The 21,614-nt window shown below is 70.6% G+C and carries 22 protein-coding genes and 4 pseudogenes; 12 read left to right on the top strand and 14 right to left on the bottom strand.

The genetic code is table 11. From position 1 onward, the window contains the following. Positions 1-21 precede the first annotated feature (21 nt). Positions 22-580, top strand: a pseudogene (locus tag OG594_RS18995) (transposase); the annotation flags it as partial. Here the strand turns inward: OG594_RS18995 and OG594_RS18990 are convergent. Both OG594_RS18990 and OG594_RS18985 read right to left on the bottom strand, forming a co-directional pair. Next, a pseudogene (locus OG594_RS18990) lies at positions 578-759 on the bottom strand (transposase); the annotation flags it as partial. The pseudogenes OG594_RS18995 and OG594_RS18990 overlap by 3 nt on opposite strands. Before the next feature lie 20 nt (positions 760-779). Beyond that, positions 780-1,190 carry a RidA family protein gene (locus OG594_RS18985; RefSeq protein ID WP_266600434.1) on the bottom strand — a complete coding sequence of 137 codons (411 nt, stop codon included), beginning with the start codon at positions 1,188-1,190 and terminating at the stop codon, positions 780-782. Between the two features lie 154 nt (positions 1,191-1,344). Between OG594_RS18985 and OG594_RS18980 the strand changes: the two are divergent. The 6 genes and pseudogenes from OG594_RS18980 to OG594_RS18955 form a co-directional block, all read left to right on the top strand. Next, positions 1,345-1,671, top strand: a pseudogene (locus tag OG594_RS18980) (transposase); the annotation flags it as partial. Between the two features lie 22 nt (positions 1,672-1,693). Beyond that, positions 1,694-2,224, top strand: coding sequence for a hypothetical protein (locus OG594_RS18975; RefSeq protein ID WP_266600422.1), 531 nt, complete (start codon positions 1,694-1,696; stop codon positions 2,222-2,224). A gap of 185 nt (positions 2,225-2,409) precedes the next feature. After that, positions 2,410-2,670, top strand: a complete 261-nt coding sequence (locus OG594_RS18970) for a hypothetical protein (RefSeq protein WP_266600432.1) — start codon at positions 2,410-2,412, stop codon at positions 2,668-2,670. After that, on the top strand, positions 2,667-2,954 hold the full coding sequence (locus tag OG594_RS18965; RefSeq protein ID WP_266600430.1) for a hypothetical protein: 288 nt from the start codon (positions 2,667-2,669) through the stop codon (positions 2,952-2,954). Before OG594_RS18970 ends, OG594_RS18965 begins: the two co-directional genes overlap by 4 nt. Positions 2,955-3,583: 629 nt before the next feature. Further along, positions 3,584-3,973 (top strand): hypothetical protein, encoded by a 390-nt coding sequence (locus OG594_RS18960; protein ID WP_202197326.1) that lies wholly within the window; start codon positions 3,584-3,586, stop codon positions 3,971-3,973. 11 nt (positions 3,974-3,984) lie between these two features. Beyond that, complete coding sequence (locus OG594_RS18955) at positions 3,985-5,796, top strand: serine/threonine-protein kinase (protein ID WP_266600426.1); 1,812 nt, start codon at positions 3,985-3,987, stop codon at positions 5,794-5,796. A 48-nt stretch (positions 5,797-5,844) separates the two neighbouring features. Here OG594_RS18955 and OG594_RS18950 read toward each other — a convergent pair whose 3' ends face one another. Next, positions 5,845-6,570, bottom strand: a complete 726-nt coding sequence (locus tag OG594_RS18950) for a PepSY domain-containing protein (protein WP_266603034.1) — start codon at positions 6,568-6,570, stop codon at positions 5,845-5,847. A 73-nt stretch (positions 6,571-6,643) separates the two neighbouring features. After that, a pseudogene (locus OG594_RS18945) lies at positions 6,644-6,888 on the bottom strand (SAM-dependent methyltransferase); the annotation flags it as partial. 129 nt (positions 6,889-7,017) lie between these two features. Between OG594_RS18945 and OG594_RS18940 the strand changes: the two are divergent. Together OG594_RS18940 and OG594_RS18935 are read left to right on the top strand one after the other, a co-directional pair. Beyond that, a complete protein-coding gene (locus OG594_RS18940) occupies positions 7,018-8,484 on the top strand; it encodes an NF041680 family putative transposase (RefSeq protein WP_266600424.1) in 1,467 nt (488 codons plus the stop codon). 22 nt (positions 8,485-8,506) lie between these two features. Continuing rightward, on the top strand, positions 8,507-9,037 hold the full coding sequence (locus tag OG594_RS18935) for a hypothetical protein (RefSeq protein WP_266600422.1): 531 nt from the start codon (positions 8,507-8,509) through the stop codon (positions 9,035-9,037). An 80-nt stretch (positions 9,038-9,117) separates the two neighbouring features. Here the strand turns inward: OG594_RS18935 and OG594_RS18930 are convergent, their stop codons facing one another. The 5 genes from OG594_RS18930 to OG594_RS18910 all read right to left on the bottom strand — a co-directional run bounded on the left by OG594_RS18930 (position 9,118) and on the right by OG594_RS18910 (position 14,453). Beyond that, complete coding sequence (locus tag OG594_RS18930) at positions 9,118-9,666, bottom strand: transposase (protein ID WP_266600420.1); 549 nt, start codon at positions 9,664-9,666, stop codon at positions 9,118-9,120. A gap of 131 nt (positions 9,667-9,797) precedes the next feature. Beyond that, positions 9,798-11,267 (bottom strand): group II intron reverse transcriptase/maturase, encoded by a 1,470-nt coding sequence (ltrA, locus tag OG594_RS18925; protein WP_266600418.1) that lies wholly within the window; start codon positions 11,265-11,267, stop codon positions 9,798-9,800. A 501-nt stretch (positions 11,268-11,768) separates the two neighbouring features. Further along, complete coding sequence (locus OG594_RS18920) at positions 11,769-12,377, bottom strand: winged helix-turn-helix domain-containing protein (protein ID WP_266600416.1); 609 nt, start codon at positions 12,375-12,377, stop codon at positions 11,769-11,771. A 92-nt stretch (positions 12,378-12,469) separates the two neighbouring features. After that, positions 12,470-13,912: an NF041680 family putative transposase gene (locus OG594_RS18915; protein ID WP_266600414.1), complete on the bottom strand. Its 1,443-nt coding sequence runs from the start codon at positions 13,910-13,912 to the stop codon at positions 12,470-12,472. Between the two features lie 133 nt (positions 13,913-14,045). After that, on the bottom strand, positions 14,046-14,453 hold the full coding sequence (locus OG594_RS18910) for a hypothetical protein (RefSeq protein ID WP_266600412.1): 408 nt from the start codon (positions 14,451-14,453) through the stop codon (positions 14,046-14,048). A gap of 208 nt (positions 14,454-14,661) precedes the next feature. On the opposite strand from OG594_RS18910, the gene OG594_RS18905 reads away from it, so the two are divergent. Together OG594_RS18905 and OG594_RS18900 are read left to right on the top strand one after the other, a co-directional pair. Further along, the gene (locus OG594_RS18905; RefSeq protein WP_266600410.1) at positions 14,662-15,477 is read left to right on the top strand and encodes a hypothetical protein; all 816 of its coding nucleotides are present in this window, start codon (positions 14,662-14,664) and stop codon (positions 15,475-15,477) included. A 103-nt stretch (positions 15,478-15,580) separates the two neighbouring features. Then, positions 15,581-15,742 carry a hypothetical protein gene (locus OG594_RS18900; protein ID WP_266600408.1) on the top strand — a complete coding sequence of 54 codons (162 nt, stop codon included), beginning with the start codon at positions 15,581-15,583 and terminating at the stop codon, positions 15,740-15,742. 74 nt (positions 15,743-15,816) lie between these two features. On the opposite strand, the gene OG594_RS18895 is transcribed toward OG594_RS18900, so the two are convergent. The 3 genes from OG594_RS18895 to OG594_RS18885 all read right to left on the bottom strand — a co-directional run bounded on the left by OG594_RS18895 (position 15,817) and on the right by OG594_RS18885 (position 19,247). Further along, positions 15,817-17,256: an amidase gene (locus OG594_RS18895; RefSeq protein WP_266600406.1), complete on the bottom strand. Its 1,440-nt coding sequence runs from the start codon at positions 17,254-17,256 to the stop codon at positions 15,817-15,819. A 124-nt stretch (positions 17,257-17,380) separates the two neighbouring features. After that, a complete protein-coding gene (locus OG594_RS18890; RefSeq protein ID WP_266600404.1) occupies positions 17,381-17,968 on the bottom strand; it encodes a hypothetical protein in 588 nt (195 codons plus the stop codon). Positions 17,969-18,158: 190 nt separating this feature from the next. Then, entirely contained in the window at positions 18,159-19,247 is a 1,089-nt protein-coding gene (locus OG594_RS18885; protein ID WP_266600402.1) for a DUF2330 domain-containing protein, read from the bottom strand. 86 nt (positions 19,248-19,333) lie between these two features. Here OG594_RS18885 and OG594_RS18880 point away from each other — a divergent pair, with 86 nt between their 5' ends. Continuing rightward, positions 19,334-19,843 (top strand): hypothetical protein, encoded by a 510-nt coding sequence (locus OG594_RS18880; protein ID WP_266600400.1) that lies wholly within the window; start codon positions 19,334-19,336, stop codon positions 19,841-19,843. A gap of 9 nt (positions 19,844-19,852) precedes the next feature. Here the strand turns inward: OG594_RS18880 and OG594_RS18875 are convergent, their stop codons facing one another. Further along, positions 19,853-20,512: an HAD family phosphatase gene (locus OG594_RS18875; RefSeq protein ID WP_266600398.1), complete on the bottom strand. Its 660-nt coding sequence runs from the start codon at positions 20,510-20,512 to the stop codon at positions 19,853-19,855. After that, complete coding sequence (locus OG594_RS18870; RefSeq protein ID WP_266600396.1) at positions 20,509-21,612, bottom strand: ABC transporter ATP-binding protein; 1,104 nt, start codon at positions 21,610-21,612, stop codon at positions 20,509-20,511. The genes OG594_RS18875 and OG594_RS18870 overlap by 4 nt, the downstream gene beginning before the upstream one ends. Positions 21,613-21,614 lie beyond the last annotated feature (2 nt).

The raw sequence follows: 21,614 nt of genomic DNA, 5'->3' as shown, positions 1-21,614 counted from the left end.
CACCGAGGCGGCCCTCGTCTGATCACGTGCTCCGACCAAGGTGCACCGATCGGAACCGCAGAAGCGGCACGCTTCCGGGACGAGTTGTTCGAGCTCGCTGACGCGGTGGTGTGTGCGCCGGGTGCGGTGCACTCGGCAGTCGAGCTGACGCTCCTGCCGCTGCCCCGGTGCCCCGGCTGGCCCTACTCGTTCGTCGCCGTGCTGGAGATGGGCGCCCCGTCCTGGACGCAGATGCTGGATGCGGTCCGACTCGGCCCGGCCGACGACGCCACTGCGGTGACCGCAGCCCAACTCCGTGACGTCGTCGAACAGCTCGTCGCGGCAGGCCAGTGGGTACCGGGCGAGCCCGACGTCGTCCTCGTGACGGACACCGGCTACGACGTCACCCGCCCGGCACGGGTCCTGCGGGACCTGCCCGTCGAGCTGGTCACCACGGGTCTACGCCCCGAGGGGAGGCCGGCCGCCGAAGCACCGGCCGGAGCTCCGCTTCGCCGAGCCCGAAACCTGGCCCGAGCCCTCCGTCACCACCCGCACGGCCACCGCGAACTACGGCAAGGCCGTCACACAGGCATGGGACCGTCAGCCGGTCGGTGCTGACCGGCTTTCCCCATGGGTGTCGCAGGTCCTGGACGAGGGCCGGGCGAGCCGGAGCTGGGTGTGGGCGGCGGTGATCGGCCAGGTCCAGCGGTCGGCCGCTTCTGGTGCGCGCAGTCCGGGCCGGGTCCGGCCGAGGGCCAGCTCGAACAGACGGAAGGTGTGACACCTGGAGACGAGGAGGCTCAGTCGGGCAGCGCCACGGTGAGGTCCACTTCAATGAGCTGCCCCGTGAAGCCGAGTTGGGCAACACCCAACAGCGTGCTGGCGGTGGTGAACGCCGGCCCGAGAGCTGAGTCGGTGAGCCGACGCCAAGCGACGCCCAGAACGTCTCTGTCGTCGCTCCGCACATAGATCACCGAGCGCACCACATGTTTCGGCTCGGCATCAACCGCAGCCAAGGCAGTGAGTGCGTTCACCACAACCTGCTCGACTTGCACCTCTAGCGATCCGGAACCGACGAGGGAACCACTCCGATCGAGCGGGCACTGCCCCGCCAGGTAGGCCGTACGACCGGTCTCCACCACGGTGATGTGGTGATAGCCGGGCGTCTCGTGCAGCTGCTCGGGGTTGATACGAGTGATCTTCGCAGTCATGCCCGCGAGTTTGACCGGCTGACCGCCGGTGCGCATCGCATTTTGTTCCACCGAGCAACACGCACAGCATCCAGAAGGTTGAAGATCAAGCTCAGCTTGTTCTTTATCTACCAAGATCTTCCGGGCTTGCCGATGGCCTTGAGGGTCTCGGGGCTGGACGTGGCTCGTCCTGGCCGCACACGCGCAACTCCGCCTCGCCCGGCCACTCGCACGGGACCTCCGCCGACCGTGGGAACGACCGGCGGAACCGAACAAGCTCACCCCGGCCCGCGTCCGCCGGGGGTTCAGGAACCTGCGCGCACGGACGGGCACGCCAGCTCGTGCACCGAAACCCACCCGACCGGGCCCCGGCCGCCCACTCGGCTCGCAGAACCAGCAGCCCGCCACCCGCTACGACGTCGGACGCGTCCTCGCCACCGACGAGTCCTACACCCGGCCCTCACACCACAAGGTCGGCACCAAGCCCCGGCGCACTGGATGAACGTCAAGCCTAGACTCTGACGATGATCGAGATCCTCGACAACCTGGACGTGCTGTCCCTACCACACCTCGACCTCACGACCGTCAAGATGGGCGGAACGGCGCTGGGAGCACCAGCCACCAGCATTCCACGCCGGATCATCACCCAGGCGCAGTCCTCCGTAGTCGCCCGCGGCGGGACCAACATCGACAGCGAGTACTACGACGCCGACGGGCGGCGGCTGACCCTCGACGAGGTCATCGACCACGCTGCCCAGTCAGACGGGTTCTTGTACTGCGCCGACAAGCTCACCTACAAGATTCGAGCCGGAGCCGTCGTCGGCTTCGCGATCTACGGACCTCATCTCTCCCATTTCGCCCACCTGACCTCGTACGAGGATCTCCTGGCCGTGTTCGGCACACCCGACACGGCTCACGAAGACGAGGCATACGGCGACCTCATGGGCTACGACAACTACTACTGGGGCGCACACAAGCATGTGCGGTGGGACGCCTGGGACGACCGAATAAGCCTGATCAACCTGGGCGCCTTCGAGGGCAACGCAGGTCCGTGACCTTGCCGGATCCAGGCTCCAGAGTGTGCTCCGGCTTGACCTTGATACTGACTGCCCGTCGTGGAACTGCCGCACTGACGTTAAACGTCAAGCTTAACCGCCTCGCCGAGGTGTACAGCATCACGAACAGCGCCGCGCCCGCGGAGATGCCAGCGCGGCCACCAGCAGCACAGGGCCGTCCTCGCATGACGGTCCCCAAGGCGCTGGCCACCGATGACGACGAATCAGAGGTCGTCACCGACTTCGCTACCGGCTACTTCGCCCGCCGGGACCAGGAGCAGCGGCACCGCGAGCGGGAGGCGTCGTACCTGGCACAGCAGGAGGAGCCGGAGCACGGCCCGCGGAAGGTGGCCCCCATCGGCTACCTCATCCCGGAACCACCTCCGCCACCTCCTCCTCCGCAGCCGCGACCGCAGGCGTACCAGCGACTCATCCAGCCGAGGTGACCATGAAGTGCTTCAACCCCTTGCGCCGGCCGCGGCACGCCCCTGCCGAGCCGATCATCGACCTCTCGACTCCTGAGGCCCGCGGCGACTACGCCGAGGCCCTGGCGGCCAAGGAGGCCGACTACCAGTCGAGGCTGGCGCTGGTGGACTTCTCCCGGCCGCCTTCCCCGCCGGTCGTCCGTCGCCGCGGTGACGGTGACCCGCCGCCGACTTTCGCCCGGGCGCGGAAGGCGGCGCGGCCCGTACCGCCGCGGGCGTCGGGCCTGCCCGATCTGGTGGACTGACGATGCGACGTACGCGTACGCGAGGCGACCAGCGACGGACCATGCTGCGGGGCGGCCCTGTGTTCATCGACGCCGACCTCCCCGTAGAGGAACCGGAGCCGGAGCCCGTACAAGAAGTTGTGAGCCCCGTTCGGGTGCTGGCTGAGCAGACCCTCGCCGAGCCCCCGCCGAGCTGCCCCAGGGCCCCCTACCGCCCCGAGGGGCCGCCGTCCTGGATGGTCTCCCCGGTGCCGGTGCTCAACGGCTCCGGTACTCCCGTCGCTTGGTCGGACGAGCAACCGTGGCGCGAGTGGGAGAGCCGTGTAGGGGCCGCGGCGTACGAGCTGCAACGCGAAGACGAGCGAGACCGGTTGCGCGAGGCCGCGGAGGGACGCGTGGCACAGCCCTGGACGGGCTACGAGGCACACGACCCGCTCGCTAAGACGAACGCCGTCGTCAACCACCTGCGGAACAGACTCACCGCCCAGCAGCGGCCCAGCGCGGACTCGTCAGGCCCTGGAACAGGACCGCACCGCCGAAGAAGGCGGAAGAGGAACTACCCGAAGCCCAGTGCTCCTTCACCCCTGTCGGCTGGTGGGAGTAACCCGCCGGCCCCTGACTTTCCGTACCCACCGAAAGAGAGCCCCACCATGGCCCGAGCAAGCCTCGGCGATCCGCTCGTACGCGACGAGACCGCACAGACCCCCGTCCCGATTCCCACCCCCACGTGGTACTCCGCCAGTGCTGACGGCGCCGCGGTACAGCCCCCGCTGCGTCCGGTACGCAAGGGCGATCCGCTCCCGGGCGGGTACGCCGCCGAGCGGGAGATCCAACTGTTTTGGCGCATGCCGCCCGGAACCGTCGACGGGTCGATGGCGCCGGGCTCCAAGGGCGTGGATGTGGTCCAGGTTCGCGGCTATCTCGTTTTCGTGGGTTCGCTGCCGATGCCTTCCCCCGGGCCCGCACCCCCACCCCAACACCCCCCGCCCCGGCCCCCGTTCCCGCAGGCCAGTGCCGTCCTCCCCCGCCCGTTGTCGTAGGCTGCGCAAGCGTGACTACCGGAACCGGCGGCATACTCGCCCCACTTGAACCCCAGGACCCCCGCGAGAACGCCGGCTACCGGCTGCTCGCCCGGATCGGCGAAGGCGGCATGGGGACCGTCTACCTCTCGCACACGCGCGGCGGCCAGCCGGTGGCACTGAAGCTCATCCGCCGGGAGTTCGGGCAGGACCCCGACTTCCGGCGCCGTTTCGAGCAGGAAGTGCAGGCCGCCCGCCGGGTGCAGGGCTACCACCTCGTCCCGGTCCTCGACCACGACACCACCGGCGCCACGCCCTGGCTGGCGTCGGTGTTCGTGCCGGGGCTGTCGCTGCACGACGCCGTGAGCACCTACGGTCCGCTCCCGCTGGACACCGTCTTCCAGCTGGTCGGCTGCACGGCGCGGGCGCTCGCCTCCATCCACGCGGCGGGGGTCGTGCACCGCGATCTGAAGCCCGCCAACCTCCTGCTCGGCGCGGCCGGTCCGTACGTCATCGACTTCGGGATCGCCCGGGCCGCCGACAGTACGCAGCTCACCCGGACCGGCGGGGTCATCGGCACCCCGCAGTACATGTCCCCCGAACACGCGCTGGGCGCCGAGGTCACCACCGCGAGCGACCTGTTCGCGGTCGGGCTCATCGCGGCGGTCGCGGCCACCGGGCGGCACCCGTACGGGGAGGGCGGGGCCACCGCCCTCGGTGTGCGGATCGCCAACACCGACCGGCTGCCTCCGGACCTGAACGGCTACCCGGCGGAGCTGCGGCCGTTGCTGGAGCGCTGCCTGACGGCGGATCCGGCGGAGCGGATCGGTACGGACGAGCTCGCCGCGATGTGCGAACTGTTCGTCGGGCGGCCGCTGAACGATTTCGACGGCTGGCTCCCGGAGCCGGTCGGGCTGGAGATCGCCCGACGGGTGCGGGCCGCGGAGAACCCGCCGGTGCCCACGGTCGCGGACGCGGGCGCGGGTACGGGCCGCGCGGGCGTTGGCGCGGGCGGATCGGGTACGGGCGGTACGGGCGCTGGTCCCGCCGGCGCCTTCGGCGGGGTGTACGGGGCGCCGACGGTGGGCGCGCCGCCCCGGCCCGCGGGTCCCCCGCCGGCCGCCGGCCACCCGACGCACCCCCCGGTGCCGGGCCCGGCGCCCGCGCCGGCCCCCGGACCGAAGCGGTTCCGGGGCGTGCTGATCGGGGCCGGCCTCGTACTGGCCGTCCTCGCGGGCGCCGGCGCGGTCCGGCTGCTCGACGGCGGCGGCGCCGCGAAGGACGACGCGAAGCAGGAGGGGCCGGTCGCGCCCGCCTCCTCCGACCAGGCGCAGGTCCAGGCCCCGGCTCCGGCCCCGGTCTCGTCCGGGCCCAAGACCGCGCCCTCGGCCTCCTCCTCGCCGAAGTCCGCGTACACGCCGGTCTTCCAGGACAAGCCCCTGACCCTGCGCGCGCCCTCCTCCAGCACCGGGACCCACGTCGACCTGGACGCCCCGCAGATCTTCCCGAAAGGAGCCATCGGCAAGACCCAGGGCATGGAGCTCACCTACCAGGACTGGGGCGACGCCGATCTGCGCTTCCTGACAGCCATGGGCAAGAGCACCGGCACCACGCCGGAGGAGTGCCGGGACGCCGTCGCCACCAACACCTTGGCCTCCAGGGTGGGCAAGGACGAGCTGAAGGCGGGCAAGACGCTCACGAAGGGGACGGTGCTGTGCACCGTCACCGGTGACAACAACCTGGCGATGCTCCGCATCACCGAGGTCGTGCTCGACACGAGCAAGGGGTCCATCGGCCCCATGCCGGACTACGTCACCGCACTCACCCTCTGGAAGATCGGCTGACGCCGTGGGCCGGGGCTCCCGGGGAAGCCCCGGCCCACGGACGTTGCCCTAGACGCCGGCGCCGGCCCCGGCCCGGCGCCGCGACGCGGCGAAGCCCAGCGCCACGTCGGCCGCCAGGAACACCAGCAGGCTGATCCCGAGCAGCGGTACGAACCAGCCCACGAGGGCCGTCGCGGCGGCCAGCGGCAGCAGCACCGTCACCGGCAGCTTCCGCCACGCTCCGCGCGGCTGCGGCCGGCCTGCCGACAGCTTGCGCTCCTTGGTCGGGCGGCGCAGCCACCACATGCGGTAGCCCCAGACGACCATGAACATCAGCAGCACCGCGAGCGCGGCCAGCGCCAGCTGGTTGGCGAGACCGAAGGTCAGGCCCATGTGCAGGTCGATGCCGAAGCGGGTCAGCTGGGGGAGCAGCGGGTAGTCGGCGAAGCGGAGTTCGTCCATGACCCGGCCGTCGGCGGGGTCGATGGCGACGGAGTCCAGGTGCACCGGCACCTGCTTGTCCTGCTCCTTGACCACGTACCCCTTGCCCTTCGCGGGCAGGGTGATCCGCAGGGACTCGGTGACCCCCGCGGCCCGCGCGGCCGCGACCGCGCCGTCGATGCCGATGGCGTCGGCCGGGGTGGGCGGCGCCGTCTGCGCGCCGTCGCCGGCGCCGTGCCCCGCGTGCTCCCCGCCGGCGTCCGCGGCCGGGGCGCCGGGCACCTTGGCGGCGTGCGGCCCACCGGTCGAGGGGTTCGTCTTCCACGTCGTACCTCCCAGGAACAGGGGCAGCACCCTACCGAAGCCGGGCAGCACCGCGCCCCGCCTTCGATGTGGCCCGCGGTGACATGGGCGAGCGTGCGGGTCGTCAGGGCCGGGTGCCCTGGACGATGAGGGTGCCGATGTGGCCGGACGTCGGCGCGTCGAGTTCGCGAGCCAGCACCTGCTCGAACCCCGCCGCGCGCATGAAGTCCTCCCACGCCTCCAGGGTGTAGCTGTACCGGTAGGTGAACATGGCCGGTCCCGCGAAGCCACCCTTGTACATGCCCTGCGGACCGTAGGCGCGGGGATAGCGGGCGGCTGGGAGAAGACGAAGCGTCCGCCGGGGTTGAGCTTGACGTTTTTGGTCCGCCATCGAACGGGGCTCGAACTTGTTCGGGGTTTCCCCTGTTCACGGCGTGTCCACGAGGCCAGGGCCTGATCCTGCGGGCAGAGGTCGGCGCGGCGCGTGGAGGCTGGATCGTGGGACAGGTCGAGCACGGGGTTCAACCAGACGCGTTCACGGCGGTGACGGCGTTCCGCACCGAGCTGTACGCCTCCCTGCTTGCCCGGGGCGATGCCCTCTTCGAGCTGTGTGACGCGTTGTTGTGTACCGACGGTCCAGTTCGCACGCTCGTGGACCTGGCCCTCGCGCCGGAGCACCGGCGAGGGCACGGCGCCCTCTACGCCGGACTGAACCAAGGCCGGATCGACGTCGCCCGGCTCCGCCGTGCCCTGGTCGGGGTGCCGCTGCCCCGCGCGGCCGACGGGCGTCTGGTGCTGGCGGTCGACGTCTCGCCGTGGCTACGGCCGGACGCCGACACGTGCTCGGACCGTTCCTTCTGCCACACCTTCGGCCGGGGCCTGGGCAAACACCAGATGGTTCCGGGCTGGCCGTACTCGATCGTTGCCGCGCTGGAGAGCGGCCGCACCTCCTGGACCGCCCTCCTGGACGCGATCCGGCTGGAGCCCGGCGCCGACCTCGCGGCCGTCACCGCCATCCAGGTCCGCGAGGTCGTCGAACGCCTCATCGCAGCGGGCCAGTGGCAGCGGGGCCAACCGGACGTCCTCGTCGTCCTGGACGCTGGCTACGACGCGCCTCGGATCGCGCACCTTTTGGCGGACATGCCGATCGAGGTCTTGGGCCGGCTCCGCTCGGACCGGGTGATGCGCAAGCCGGTCCCAGTCCCGTGGATCTGCCCGCCGCAGGGCGGTCGCCCGCCGAAGCATGGCGGCGAGTTCGTGTTCGGCGACCCGCACACCTGGGGCGAGGCGGCGGCGGTCACCTCCACGACCACGGAGCGGTACGGGATCGCGACCGCGCAGGCGTGGGACCGGCTCCACCCCCGGCTGACCCGCAGAGCCGCGTGGGGGAACCACGAAGGGCCGCCGCCGATCATCGAGGGCACCGTAATCCGGTTGACCGTGGCGAAACTGCCCAGCGGCGGGGTCAACAAGCCGGTCTGGCTGTGGTGGTCGGGCGCCGGGGTCGCTCCCGAGGACGTCGACCGGTGTTGGCAGGCGTTCCTGCGAAGGTTCGACGTCGAGCACACGTTTCGCCTGCTCAAGCAAACCCTCGGCTGGACTCGGCCCAAGCTCCGCGACTCCGCCGCGGCCGACCGCTGGACGTGGCTCGTCCTGGCCGCACACGCGCAACTCCGCCTCGCCCGGCCACTCGCACGGGACCTCCGCCGACCGTGGGAACGACCGGCGGAACCGAACAAGCTCACCCCGGCCCGCGTCCGCCGGGGGTTCAGGAACCTGCGCGCACGGACGGGCACGCCAGCTCGTGCACCGAAACCCACCCGACCGGGCCCCGGCCGCCCACTCGGCTCGCAGAACCAGCAGCCCGCCACCCGCTACGACGTCGGACGCGTCCTCGCCACCGACGAGTCCTACACCCGGCCCTCACACCACAAGGTCGGCACCAAGCCCCGGCGCACTGGATGAACGTCAAGCCTAGACTCTGACGATGATCGAGATCCTCGACAACCTGGACGTGCTGTCCCTACCACACCTCGACCTCACGACCGTCAAGATGGGCGGAACGGCGCTGGGAGCACCAGCCACCAGCATTCCACGCCGGATCATCACCCAGGCGCAGTCCTCCGTAGTCGCCCGCGGCGGGACCAACATCGACAGCGAGTACTACGACGCCGACGGGCGGCGGCTGACCCTCGACGAGGTCATCGACCACGCTGCCCAGTCAGACGGGTTCTTGTACTGCGCCGACAAGCTCACCTACAAGATTCGAGCCGGAGCCGTCGTCGGCTTCGCGATCTACGGACCTCATCTCTCCCATTTCGCCCACCTGACCTCGTACGAGGATCTCCTGGCCGTGTTCGGCACACCCGACACGGCTCACGAAGACGAGGCATACGGCGACCTCATGGGCTACGACAACTACTACTGGGGCGCACACAAGCATGTGCGGTGGGACGCCTGGGACGACCGAATAAGCCTGATCAACCTGGGCGCCTTCGAGGGCAACGCAGGTCCGTGACCTTGCCGGATCCAGGCTCCAGAGTGTGCTCCGGCTTGACCTTGATACTGACTGCCCGTCGTGGAACTGCCGCACTGAGGTTACTGAGCTTGTAGTCGTGGTGTCGTCAGTGTGAGTCCGGTTCCGGTGAGGCATCCGTCGATGATGTCGCTGCGGTATTGGATCTGGCGGAGGCCGTGTCGGAGCCGGCGTATGAGGTGGCTCGGGTCGGTGAAGGCCGTGTTGGCCTGGGTGGTGCGGCGGAGGATTGACCAGATGCCTTCCACGGGGTTGAGGTCAGGCGCGTAGGCCGGCAGGTGGTAGGCGGTGAGCCAGTCCTGCGCGTTGATGAAGGCCTTCATCCGGCGGTCTTTGTGGACGTTCAAGTTGTCCCAGATGAGGACGATGGGTGAGCCGAGTTGCTGGTGGGCGGCGATGAGGAGGTCGCGGTACTCGGTCCAGGCGAAGCTCTTGCGGCCGCCGCTCTTGTGATCGGCATGCTGTTTGGGCCGGTAGACGAGGCGGGAGCGTTCGCCGGGTCTGTAGCAGCACAGGGCTGCGATGGAGAAGCGCCGCTGGGAACGGCCGCGGACTCGGCTGACCGGTGTGGTGCCACGCTGGCTCCAGGTGCGGGAGGTCGGCGGCGTCATCGAGAATCCGGCTTCGTCGCTGAGTAGGCCCGGGGCGCGGTGCCGAGATTGCTCCCGGCCCGTTTCCCCGGACCTCTCGCCGAACCCGCCGTGCGCCTCTCGACGCAACGGGCTCTCCACGGTCTCTGCCGTCAGGTGGTTGCAGTGGCCCAGGGGCTGGGAATCGTGTTGCCGCGGTAGCGATACCGGGTGACCGGGATCGCGCTGATCTTCCGCAACTCGATCTCGCCCGCGCTGATCGGCAGCCATCGCCCGGTGGGGGTGGTGAGCCTTCTGCGGACGTCCGACCAGTTCCAGTGATGCCGCTCTTGCAGCAGCCGGATCACTCGCCACCAGACGAGGTTGTCCAGATTACTGAAGGTGCGCTTCGCAACGGCATGCCTGAAGTAGTTGGCCCATCCGTGGGTGACCCTGTTCAGATTGATCAGCACCACGGCCAGGTCCTGCTGCGACGTTCTGTGGGTGAGGGTACGGATCTTCGCCTTCACCGACCGGACGGGCCGGTCGGCGATGAAGGTGTAGACGTACCACTTGTCCGTTCCGCGCTTGCGGCGCCACTGGATGTGGAACCCCAGAAAGTCGAACCCCTCGCTCAGGTGCACCAGTTGGGTCTTGGCTTCCGAGAGCCGCAACCCCATCGGTGCGAGGACCTGGGCGATCTCCTCGCGCAGTGCCTCGGTGTCCTGCCTGGTCCCTTTGACCAGGACGACGAAGTCGTCCGCGTAGCGGACCAGCCGCCACGAGGGCAGGCCCTTGGCACTCCGCCGTTCGCGCCGACTGCTGGTGGACAGTTCCCCGTCCGGTTCCCATGCCCGGTGCAGGTGCTCATCGAGCACCGACAGGGCGATGTTCGCCAGGAGAGGGGAGATGATGCCCCCTTGCGGCGTGCCGGTGAAGGTCTCCTGCTGTTCACCGAGTTCCGTGAGGAGACCGGCCTTCAGGAACGCCTTCACCAGCGCCAGTACCCGCTTATCCTTGACCCTCATCCGGATACGGTCCATCAGCGCGACGTGGTCGATCTCGTCGAAGCACGCCGCGATGTCCGCGTCCAGCACCCACCGATAGCCGTGGGTGCCATAGAAGTGGATCTCGGCAATCGCGTCCTGTGCCCGCCGCTTGGGCCGGAACCCGTAGGAGACCGGCTTGAAGTCGGCCTCGAAGATCGGCTCCAGCACCAGCTTCAGCGCGGCCTGGACGACCCGGTCGGCGATCACGGGAATCCCCAGCCGCCGAACCTTCCCCGACCCGCCTGGTTTGGGAATCTTGCGTTCCCGCACCGGTAGCGGCCGGAACGAGCCCTGCCTGAGCTGGGCCCGTAGGTCGTCCAAGAATCCGGCGACCCCGAATCGCTCCTCAACGTCGGCGGCCGTCAGGCCGTCCACGCCGGGAGTGCGGGCTCCCCGGTTGCCGGCGACCCGGTCGAACGCCGCGATCAGCGTCGCCGGGTCGTGCACGAGGTTGAACAGATCATCGAACCGGCGGCCGGGATCGGCCGCCGCCCAACGGTGAAGCTTGGCCTGCATCTCCGATACCCGCTGGCGTGGACCCACCAGGTCCGCCTCCAGCAGAGCGCCGCTGTTCAGCGGTGCGTCTTTCGGCATTGCAGTCTCCATCCCTTCTCGATACCGCTGCCGCCCTTCCCCATGTGCGCGGGCTCTCCCCGGCTCGGAGTACTACGGCGGCTCCGCCCCACCCGGACCGTTCGGCGGTCGATGCGCCTATCCCCAACCGGGCACTGGCTGTGCACGACAGGGGAGTTGAGAACAGGTGGTTCCCGTGTTCACTGCGATTCGCTCGTTGGAGTAGGAGCCCGACTGTGTCCCTGCGGCATCGCCACGAGTACGCCGTAGACCTTCCTCGTGGCCTCCCGAACGGCTTCGAAATACCGGTCAAGGAGTTCCTCACTGCCACCAGGCAGCGAGTGCGCACCGCTTCCGGCCCAGATCCGCCAGGTTCGAGCCGGTGTAGTCGTTAAGAGACGTAAAGACGCCGGTTCCTCGCGTACTCCTCTCCATCCCGCTCGCCGGACCCGCACCATCTGGCAGTACTGGCACGTCCCGGCTTCGTCAGGGCCGCTCCCGCCCTCCCCGGCATCACCCGGATCAGGCTGCCCTCAGCTCCACCTCCCTGCTACGACAGGTCAGCGGTGAAGGTCTCTCACCTCCACACGAATCACAGCGCCTCACGGCGCAACTCAAAGACGATCCAGGCCCCGAGCGCCGCCGCGGTGTTTCCACGTGCGGCCACACGTCCTTCACCCAGCCGGCCACCGCCGCCTCGTCGCGCTCGACCGCACGACGGGCCGGAACCTGATGACTCCAGCCGTGTCTCCGCAGCATCTGCGAGATCCCCGACAGGGTCATCGACTTGTGGAACCGCCGACCGATCAGCGTCTTGATCCTGGCCAGCGTCCATCTCTGGTCCGGCCAGCCATGCGCAACCGGGCCCCTGGCCAGCTCCTCCTCGAGCACGGCGAACAGTGCGTCGCTCAGTTTCGGCCTGGACGCCGAGCCGCGGGACCGAACCCCGTTCCGGCCTGCCGCCTTCCAGGCCTGCCGCCACCGCTGGACCGACCGGACGCTGACCCGTAACTCCTTCGCGACGTCCGTACTGCCCCGCCCATCGGCGAACATAGCCGCTGCTTCCATCCGGATCCGCTCACGGAAGGCTTGCCTCTCCGCGGTCAGACCCCCACCCTGCGGATACCTCATACACCCGGCATACCGCGACGATCACCGATCGTCAGCCCCTACGACAACCCACCTTCAAGGTCAGTAAACGTCAAGCTCAGCTTGTTCTTTATCTACCAAGATCTTCCGGGCTTGCCGATGGCCTTGAGGGTCTCGGGGCGCTTGACGGTTTTGCCGACGTCGTAGCGGGGTGCCCGGTGTTTGTTCTTGGCGCCGGGTGGCCGTCCGGGTCCGGCGCCTTGAGGTTTGGGAACACGGGCCGGGCAGGCGAGATGAGCGCGGATGTTCCTGAACCCTCGGCGGACCCGGGCCGGGGTGAGCCGGCCGGAGGTGGTGGGCTTCTCCCAGGGCCTGCGGAGGTCCGCGGCCAGGGGCCGGGCGAGCCGGAGCTGGGTGTGCGCGACGATCAGGAGCCAGGTCCAGCGATCCGCGGCGTCAGGAGTACGGAGTTTCGGGGTGGTCCAGCCGAGGGTCTGTTTCGCGAAGCGGAAGGTATGCTCTAGATCGAAACGGCGGAGAAACGCCTGCCAGAAGCGGTCCACGTCATCCGCGGTGGCGCCGGTCTTGGAGGACCATAACCACACCGGCGGAGCATCCCGGTCCTTCGACAGGTGCTCAACCTTCAGGCGGATCAGCGTCCCTTCAACCAAGGGCAGTTCGCCTTCGTGGTCCAGCCATGAGGACCGGTGGGTGAGCCGTGGGTGGACCCGGTCCCATGCCTGGGTTTCGGCCTTGCCGTAGTTGGTGGTGTCCGTGATCGTGGTGATGGCCGGCTCGGGCCAGGTCTCCGGTTTGGCGAAGCGGAATTCCGGGCCGTGCTTAGGCGGTCGGCCATTGACGCCGTGCATCCTCGGTGGCTTGGGCAGGCGCATGACGCGGTCGGAGCGAACCCGGCCGACGAGCTCGACCGGCAGGTCGCGCAGGACCCAGGCCAGACGGGTGACGTCATAGCCCGCGTCACTGACGATCACGATGGCCGGGTCCCCGGCCTTCCACTGGCCGGCGGTGATGAGCCGCTCCACGACACCTCGCAGTTGGTCGGCCGTGATGGCGGTCGCGTCGTCCACTGGCCCCAGCCGCACCGCATCCAGGATCGCGGTCCAGGACGTGGCGCCCGGCTCCAGCACAGCGACGAAGGAGTACGGCCAGCCCGGAATGAACTGCGAGGCCGTCTTCGCACGGCCGTAGACATGACAGAACAGCCGGTCCGCCGAACAAGGCGCGTCCGAACGAAGCCACGGCGAGACATCGACCGCCAGGACCAGGCGTCCGCCGTCGAACCGCGGCAGCGACAGCCCGGCCAGCGCCATACGCAGCTGGTCGGCGTCGATCCTGCCGTGGTTCAGGCCGCCGTACATCGCTCCGTGGCCACGTCGATGCTCGGGCAGCAACGTCAGGTCCACCGGCGTCTTCACCGCCCCGTCCGCACACAGCATCGCGTCCACCAGCTCGAACAGCTCGTCGCGTCGCGCAGTCAGACACTCGTAGAACTCACCCCGGAAGCGTGACGCTTCCGCGAGCGCCTCCCTCCGGACAGCATCAGGCAGCAGACTCACCCTCACGGCCTTCGTCTTGGGTCACATGCACCTTGGTCGGAGCACAGGATCAAACGAAGGCCGCCCCCACGTCCGGCGAATCCACACGTGAGCCACCTAGTTCGAAGATCATTCGAGCTGACACACGGCTCCGTCACACTGTCTCGGCGCTGATGACGACGTCAACCGCGCGAGCCCATCCCTGCGGATCGTCAACCGAGACCCGAACCCGCCGCCTACCTGGCTTCCCGAGCAGGGAAGTGGTGAATCGGCTCTCGCCAACGACATCCCCCACTACGAGCCGACCGTCACTCAGCAGAAGATGCCCGTCGAACACGGTGGTCAGAGGCTCTCCGTCACTTCCGTGGTCATCCGCGTCACCATGATCCTGAAAGACTCGAACCTTGACCAGCGCAACCTGGGCCTGCACCCGAACGATGAGGTGCGTGTCGCACGCAGCGGCAGGAGCGCCGTCGAGGGCCAACGTGGTGGGGATCCACTCGGTCGAACCGAGCGCCATCACCGGGTGATTCACATACAGGTCTACCCCTGCGATCTGCACAGCCTGACTCCCAGTCCATCCGCGACATTCAGCGGAGGATAGAACCAGGCACTGACAAGAAGGCCCCGAGGTTAAAGAACAAGCTCAGAGCATGTTCTTCAAGGTCGGACCGGGCCGGTGGTGACATGGGGCAGCGGGGCAGCGGCGCGCCATCCGCCCCGAGCAAATCCGATGGCTCCGACTGCCTTCCGGCGACAAGACTGCACCGGTGAACGCCCTGCCACCGCCGACCGACCCGCTCCTCCTGCCGGTACGGGACCCGCGCGCCCGCGACCTCGTTCTCGACTACGCGGACATGCACGCCCTGGTTGCCGCACTGGTCCTGCCCGGCAACGCGTCGATGTACGTCATGAGCGCGATGGAAACCTCCCGCGAGCTCATCCGGCACTCCTACTACCGGTACGAGTTCGCCACCGTTGCCGTCACGCATTCCCTCTTCGCCCTGGAGCACGTCCTCGCCGAGCGTCTGGCCACGGAGGAACCGCTCCACCTCCTCATCGAGCGGGCCACCGGCGCAGGGCTCATCACGGCTGGACTCGCCGCCGAACTCGACCGCAGCCGACTGCTGCGCGACAAGCTCACGCAGGGCGCCGCCTCAAGTGCCGCCCTCGACCCGCTCCGGGCCGTCGCACTGGTGCGTGCCGTCTTCGATGCCGTCTCCTTGCTCCTTAGCCCGCCGTCCACGGCAGGGGCGACGGCCGCCGACGTGGGCGGAGCACGGCCCGACGGCGGCCTCGCCCGGCTGTGGGAGGACCACCGGCACGCACTGTTCCCCGACGGCTTCCGCGGCGTGGACTTCGGCGGCGTCGACCTGGTCCTCCTGGACGCCGACGTCGCCGGCCTCGTGGACAGGGAGCTGACGGGCGGACTCGACGGCAGCGGCATCGCCTACCTCTGGGGCTGCATCGCCGACCTCGACAAGATCGTTCCTCTGATCAACGAGGAGTACTGCGCCTCCTACTTCGCGCACCTTCGGACCATGGCCCAGGTGGCAGCGGCGCCCTACATACCCACCGCGACCTGACCACCGGCGTTGAAGCAGACTCGGGGTCTGCCGCGACCTCGTCGGGGTCCGGCTCGGTCGCGTTCTACCGTGACGAACGAGTACGGCCGGCGGGGATCATCAGATGTCTCTCCCCGCCCGGCCGAATGGGTGGCAGAACAACCGCCCCGCGCTGCACCCGGCGGCCGGCCGCCACCCGTTGCTCGGCTGCGCTGCTCGGGGCGGTGACCAGGGCGCCGACGGCCAGGGCGAGTACGCCGGTGGCCGGACGCGCATCCGTGCGTGAGCGGATCCCCCTTCCGCCCTCGCAGCGCATGCCGTGCCCCTGGCACCGCGGCGAGGGGGGCGCAACCGCTCCCGTCAGGCAGCCGGGGGCCGGGGGCGTCGCTGCGCCCACGGCCGGACCTCCTCCAGTTGCGCCGCGACCCGCAGGACGGTCACCTCGTCGTCCCGGCGGCCCACCAGTTGCACGGCGAGCGGCAGACCGTCCTCGCCGAGGCCCGCCGGGACGGAGGCGGCCGGGTGCCCCGTGACGTTCCACAGTGCGGTGTAGGCGACCATCGGGCGCGAGCGCGCCAGCGCCGTCAACAGCCCGGCACCGTCCAGCGCGCCCACCGGCCGCGGGCGCTCGGCGACGACCGGGGTCAGCAGCAGGTCCATGGTGGTGAACATGCGGTCGGCTCGCTGCGCCAGCCGCTCCCCCGCCCGGATCCCGCGCTCCACGGCGGACTCGGGGACCAGCCGGGCGAGCGCGAGGGTCCGTCGGGTGCGCCGTTCCAGCAGGTCGGGGCGCTCGACGGCGTCGGCCTCCGCCCGCACTCCACCGCAGAACTGCGCGGCGAACGGGGCCGTCGCGTCGGGGTAGCGGGGGTCGACCTCCCGTACGTCGTGGCCCAGTTCGCGCAGCGCCCGTACGGACTCCAGGACGGCCCCGACGTGTTCCGGATGCGGGCGCACCCCGGGCACGGCCGGCTTGACCGAATAGCCGATGCGCAGCCGGCCGGGCGGGGTCTCCAGGGCCTCCACCCAGCTGGTGGTCGCGGGGCTGGCGCTCCAGCGGTCGGCGGGGGTGGTTCCGGCGAGCACGTCGTAGAGCAGGGCGGCGTCGCCCACGCTGCGGGTCAGCGGCCCCACGGTGCCGAGGGCGTACCAGAGGTGCGGGGTCGGGGCGGTGGAGACCCGGCCGCGCTGGGGTTTGAGGCCGAACAGGCCGCAGCAGGCGGCCGGAATGCGGATGGATCCGCCGCCGTCGCCGCCGAGGGCCGCCCCGACCAGTCCGGCCGCGACGGCGGCGGCGCTGCCGCCGCTGGAGCCGCCGGGGGTGCGGGTGGTGTCCCAGGGGTTGCGGGTGTGACCGTGGGCGGCGGATTCGGTGAAGGGCCACTGGCCGAACTCGGGCATCGTCGTCTTGCCGATGACGACGGCTCCGGCGGCGCGCAGGCGGCGTACCGCTTCGGAATCGGCGGTGACGGGTGTCCGGTTGGCGGATCCGCCGAAGGTGGTGACCTGACCCGCGACGTCCAGTTCGTCCTTGACGGCGACGGGGACGCCGTGGAGAGGTCCGGTCGGCTCCGCCGCGTCACGGGCATCGGCCTCGGCGAGGGCCTGCTCGGCGAGGACGACGCGGAAGGCTCCGAGGACGGCATCGGTCCGGGCTATCCGGCGCAGCGCGGCCTCGACGAGGGCGCGTGAGGTGGTCTTTCCGGTGCGCACCAGCTCGGCCTGGTGCGCGACCCCTTGGAACATCAACTCCGCGTCGTCCCGGTCCTGTTCCTGCCGCCGTACGCCGTCCTCGGCCATGGACACCACCCTTTCCCCTTACCTCTCGGTAACTCCGGTGCAAGGCTGGTGTCCCGGCGCTCGCGCGTCAACCCCGGCAGGGGTAGCGGCGGTGGGCGGGCGGATCAGGCGTGCGGGGCGGCACCTACAGGGGGTAGCCGTCGGGGATCTTCGCGCAGGGCGCGTATATCCGGAAGACGAGCGTCCCGGTGTACTTGTACCAGTCCACGTGGACCTGGTCGCCGGTGTCCTGGTTCTCGTATCGAAAGCCCGTGCTGGAGACGTTCTGACTGATGAGCTTCCAGCCCTGCTGCGAGAGCCGGGAGCGGACGCGCTCCTGGGCCGTCCGGGCGGTGTCCTCCGGAAGGCCGGTGGTCTCCCGTTCGACGCTGAACGTGTGGACGTCCCCGCGGGCGCTGTCGATGTGGGCGAAGGCACGCAGTCCCCGGTAGTAACAGGCGCCCGTCTCCATCCGGTCGGATGGAGAGCGGGGCCCGGCGGGCAGGGCCAGATCGTTCTCGACGCGCTCGGCCTCCGCGCCGAGCCGTGTGGCGACGACATGCGGATCGACCTCGGGGTACGGTGCGCCGTTCCACAAGCGGTACGCGCCCCAGCCGGCGAGGAGGCAGCACATGACACCCCCGAGCGCCAGCGCCACGAGGACGGGACGGGAACGCGGGCGGCGGCTCGGGCGCGCCGGCACCGGTGCGGAGACGTACCAGGCGGAAGGCATGGTCAGAGCCTAGAGGGACGGGTCGAGCGGCATATCGGGGCGGGTACTCAGGTCGGCGTGAGTACCCGCCGCATCCGTCCGCCGCATCCGTCCGCCGCGACCGGGCCGCGCCGGGGCCGGGCCAGGCCAGGCCAGGCCGGAGCCGGGCCGCGCCGGGGCCTGGCCGGAGCCCGGCGGTGAAGTCCTGCGGTCAGGACGCCGCGGCCGGGGCCGTACGGCGGCCGCGGACGCGGAGCACCACGACGGACGTGGCCGTCAGCGCCACCACGACGGCCGCCAGCGTCAGGAGCCAGACCGGGACGCCGCCCACCGTGAGCAGCTCGTCGTGGTAGATCGCCCGGCGGTACGGGGTGTCCTTGGCGGTGGCGCGCAGTTCGTGGTCGGCGTCGATCTGCCCGGGCTCCGGGAACCGCTGGTCGATGGCGGTGAGGAAGACGGGCTCGGCCCCCGCCAGTGCGGCGAGCGGGCCGTTCTCGGGGCGGATGGTCCCCGCGAAGGTCACCTCGGGTGCGGAGCCGCCGATCGGGGAGGCGGGCTCCATGCGGTGGTCGGCGAGGACGTACAGGCCGAGGGCCTGCGGTGTTTTGGCCATCCGGGAGAGCCGCATCGGGTAGACCAGCCGGTCGCTGTCGAAGCGAATCCGCAGCGGGTCCAGGTCTCCGCGCAGCGGTCGGCCCTGCCCGCGCGGGGCCAGCCGTACCGCGACGTACTCCCAGCCCTGGTCCACGTACGGCTTGACCTCGGTGGCGAGGCGGTCGGGGAGCTTGAAGCCGTTGCTCTCCAGCCAGTTCTTCAGGGCGTCCGGGTCGGTGGCGGTGAGCCGGGCGACGTCGAAGGCACCGAGCTGTTCGCGGCCGACGACGCCGACCGGCGGCGCCGCGGCGCCGGGCGCCGGGGCTCCGGCACCGTCCCGCATGCCGCCGGAGGAGAAGGGCCAGTCCCGGTCGCGCGGCCAGAAGTAGCCCCGGGTCTTGTGCTCCGGCCGGGTGAGCCGATCCAGTTCGTCGAACATCTTGCCGTCGCCCAGCTCCACCGTGGCACGGCCCGGCACCGGCATGATCCAGGCGGCCCGGTGGGCGTCCCCGCCGACGGTGAACCGCATCACGATCTGCTCCGTACGGCCGTCCCAGCGCACCACGGAGGTCTCCCGGTCGACGGCGATCCGGGACTGGCCGTCGGGAACCATGGCCCCGCACCCGCACGCGTAGGCGGGGTTGACCAGTGCGCCCAGCTGGGTCGCGAGCAGGGCGAACAGGAGTGCCACAATTCTTCGTTTCATCCTCACGGGGTCTGTGACGAAGGCCCCCGTGATCCGGTTCCGACCCCCCTCGCCGACCACTGCGACCTGGCCTCATACTGTGCCCCATGACGGGGAGCGAGAAGCGGCAGCAGGCTCTGCTGCGCCGGTCCGCGGTGCTGCGCAGCCCGCTGGTTCCGGATGCCGTGGTGCTGGAGATCGCACGGCACGACTGGGAGTCCATCGAGTGCGGCTGCGGCCGCTCGGCGGGCCATCTGGTGGACGCCGTACGGGATGCCGCCGAGGGGCATCCTTCCGCGTTCCACGCGTTGGAGGGCCACGTCTTCTTCGCCGAGCACCTGAAGCCGCCCGCCCCGGCGGTGTGCGGTGTGCTGATGGCCGTATGGGCCGCGCACCCGCCCCGGCGGGCGACCCGCGAGGCCCTGCTGTGGACCCTGTTGGCCCTGCTGTGCACGGTGGACGACGGCGGCACCCACGAGGCCGGACTGTACGGGCAGTGCGCCGCCTTCATCCGTACGGGTATCGACGGCTTCCGCCGTGAGATCGCCGCCGACCCGGGCTCCGGGAGCGCCGCCTACGCGGAGGGCATCCTGGACATCCTCGGCCTGCCGGCCTGAGTCCGGAGGTCAGCCGGCCGCCGTCACACAGCGCCGTAGCCGTGCCACGGTGACGTCCTCCAGGGACTCGGCGAAGGTCCGCGGCGGTGACGCCGGGACCGCCAGCAGGGACGGGACCACCAGGACCGCGCAGCCGGCCGCCTCCGCGGAGGCGGCGCCGTCCGGCGAGTCCTCCACTGCGACGCAGGCCCCCGGTGCGAGGCCGAGGCGCCCGGCGGCCGCCCGGTAGGGGTCCGGGTGCGGCTTCGTGCGGGCGGTGTCGTCGGCGGACAGGGTGAAGGCGAAGGGGACATGGGCCAGGGAGCCCCCGACCACCGAGTCGACGACCACCCGCGGTGACGCGCTGACCAGCGCGAAGGGCACGCCCTCCGCCTCCAGTGCGGTCAGCAGCCGCTGGGCGCCGGGCCGCATCGGCGCCCCGGCCTCCACCCCGCGGAAGAAGCTCTCGGTGAGCGCCGCCGCCACCTCGGCCGGGTCTCCTCCTCCCGAGACCCGTACGAGGTGGGCGGCGGTGTCCTCCACCGCCCGGCCGACGACTTCCGGCGCGTCCGCGTCGGTGAGCCGGTGGCCGAGGCCGTCGGCTATCCCCTCGGTGGTGCGCCACCACAGCACTTCGGTGTCGACGAGGGTGCCGTCCATGTCGAACAGGACCGCGGCGAGGGTGCTCACGCGGACCCGGCCACGACGAGCACCGGCCGCTCGGCCAGTCCCACGGCGGCGCGCGCTCCCGGCACCAGCGCTCCCGCGTCCCGCGAGGGAAGGTCCGCCTTGACGCCCACCCCGCCCGGCAGTTCCAGGTGGAGCCGGGTGACGGAGCCGAGGAAGGAGGCGGAGACCACGGTGGCCGTGCCCTCGGCGTCCGCGGTGACGGTGACGTTCTCGGGGCGTACGAGGACCTGCACCTGCGGCGTCGTGGGGACCGGGCCGTCGACGGGCAGGCGTACGCCCGCCACCTCCACGAGGCCGGAGTCGGTGAGCCGTCCGGGCAGCCGGTTCATCGTGCCGACGAACTCGGCGACGAAGGGGGTGGCCGGGCGGTCGTACAACTCGGCCGGAGCGGCGCACTGCTCCAGCTTCCCGGCGTTCAGGACGGCGACCCGGTCGGCCATCGACAGGGCTTCCTCCTGGTCGTGGGTGACGAAGACGGTGGTGATGCCGAGGGAGAGCTGCAGGCGCCGGATCTCCTCGCGCAGGTTCGCCCGTACCTTGGCGTCGAGCGCGGAGAGCGGCTCGTCGAGCAGGAGCACGCGCGGGCGCAGGGCGAGGGCGCGGGCGAGGGCGACGCGCTGCTGCTGCCCGCCGGACATCTGGTGCGGGTAGCGGTCGCCGTGGTCGGGCAGGCCCACCAGGTCGAGGAGTTCGGCGGCGCGCTCGCGGCGCTCGGCCGCGCCGACCTTGCGCACGCGCAGGCCGAAGGCCACGTTGTCGCGGGCGCTCAGGTTCGGGAAGAGGCTGTAGGACTGGAAGACCATGCCGGCGTCGCGGCGGTTGGCCGGGACCCGGGTGATGTCCTGTCCGTCGACGAGGACCTCGCCGGAGTCGGGCTGCTCGAAACCGGCGACGACGCGCAGGGCGGTGGTCTTCCCGCAGCCGGACGGGCCGAGCAGGGCGAGGAGTTCACCGGGTTCGACGGTGAGGTCGAGCCCGTCGAGGGCGACGGTGGACCCGAACGCCCGGCGCAGGCCGCGGAACTCGACGCGCGCGCCCGCGGGCCGGTCGGGATCCGCCGGCTTCCTGGCCGCGGGAAGGGTGGTGGGCGTGGTGGACATGG

It is taken from the genome of Streptomyces sp. NBC_01214 (assembly GCF_026340975.1).
Taxonomy (GTDB): domain Bacteria; phylum Actinomycetota; class Actinomycetes; order Streptomycetales; family Streptomycetaceae; genus Streptomyces.
This window is presented reverse-complemented; position numbering and strand designations above follow the sequence as displayed.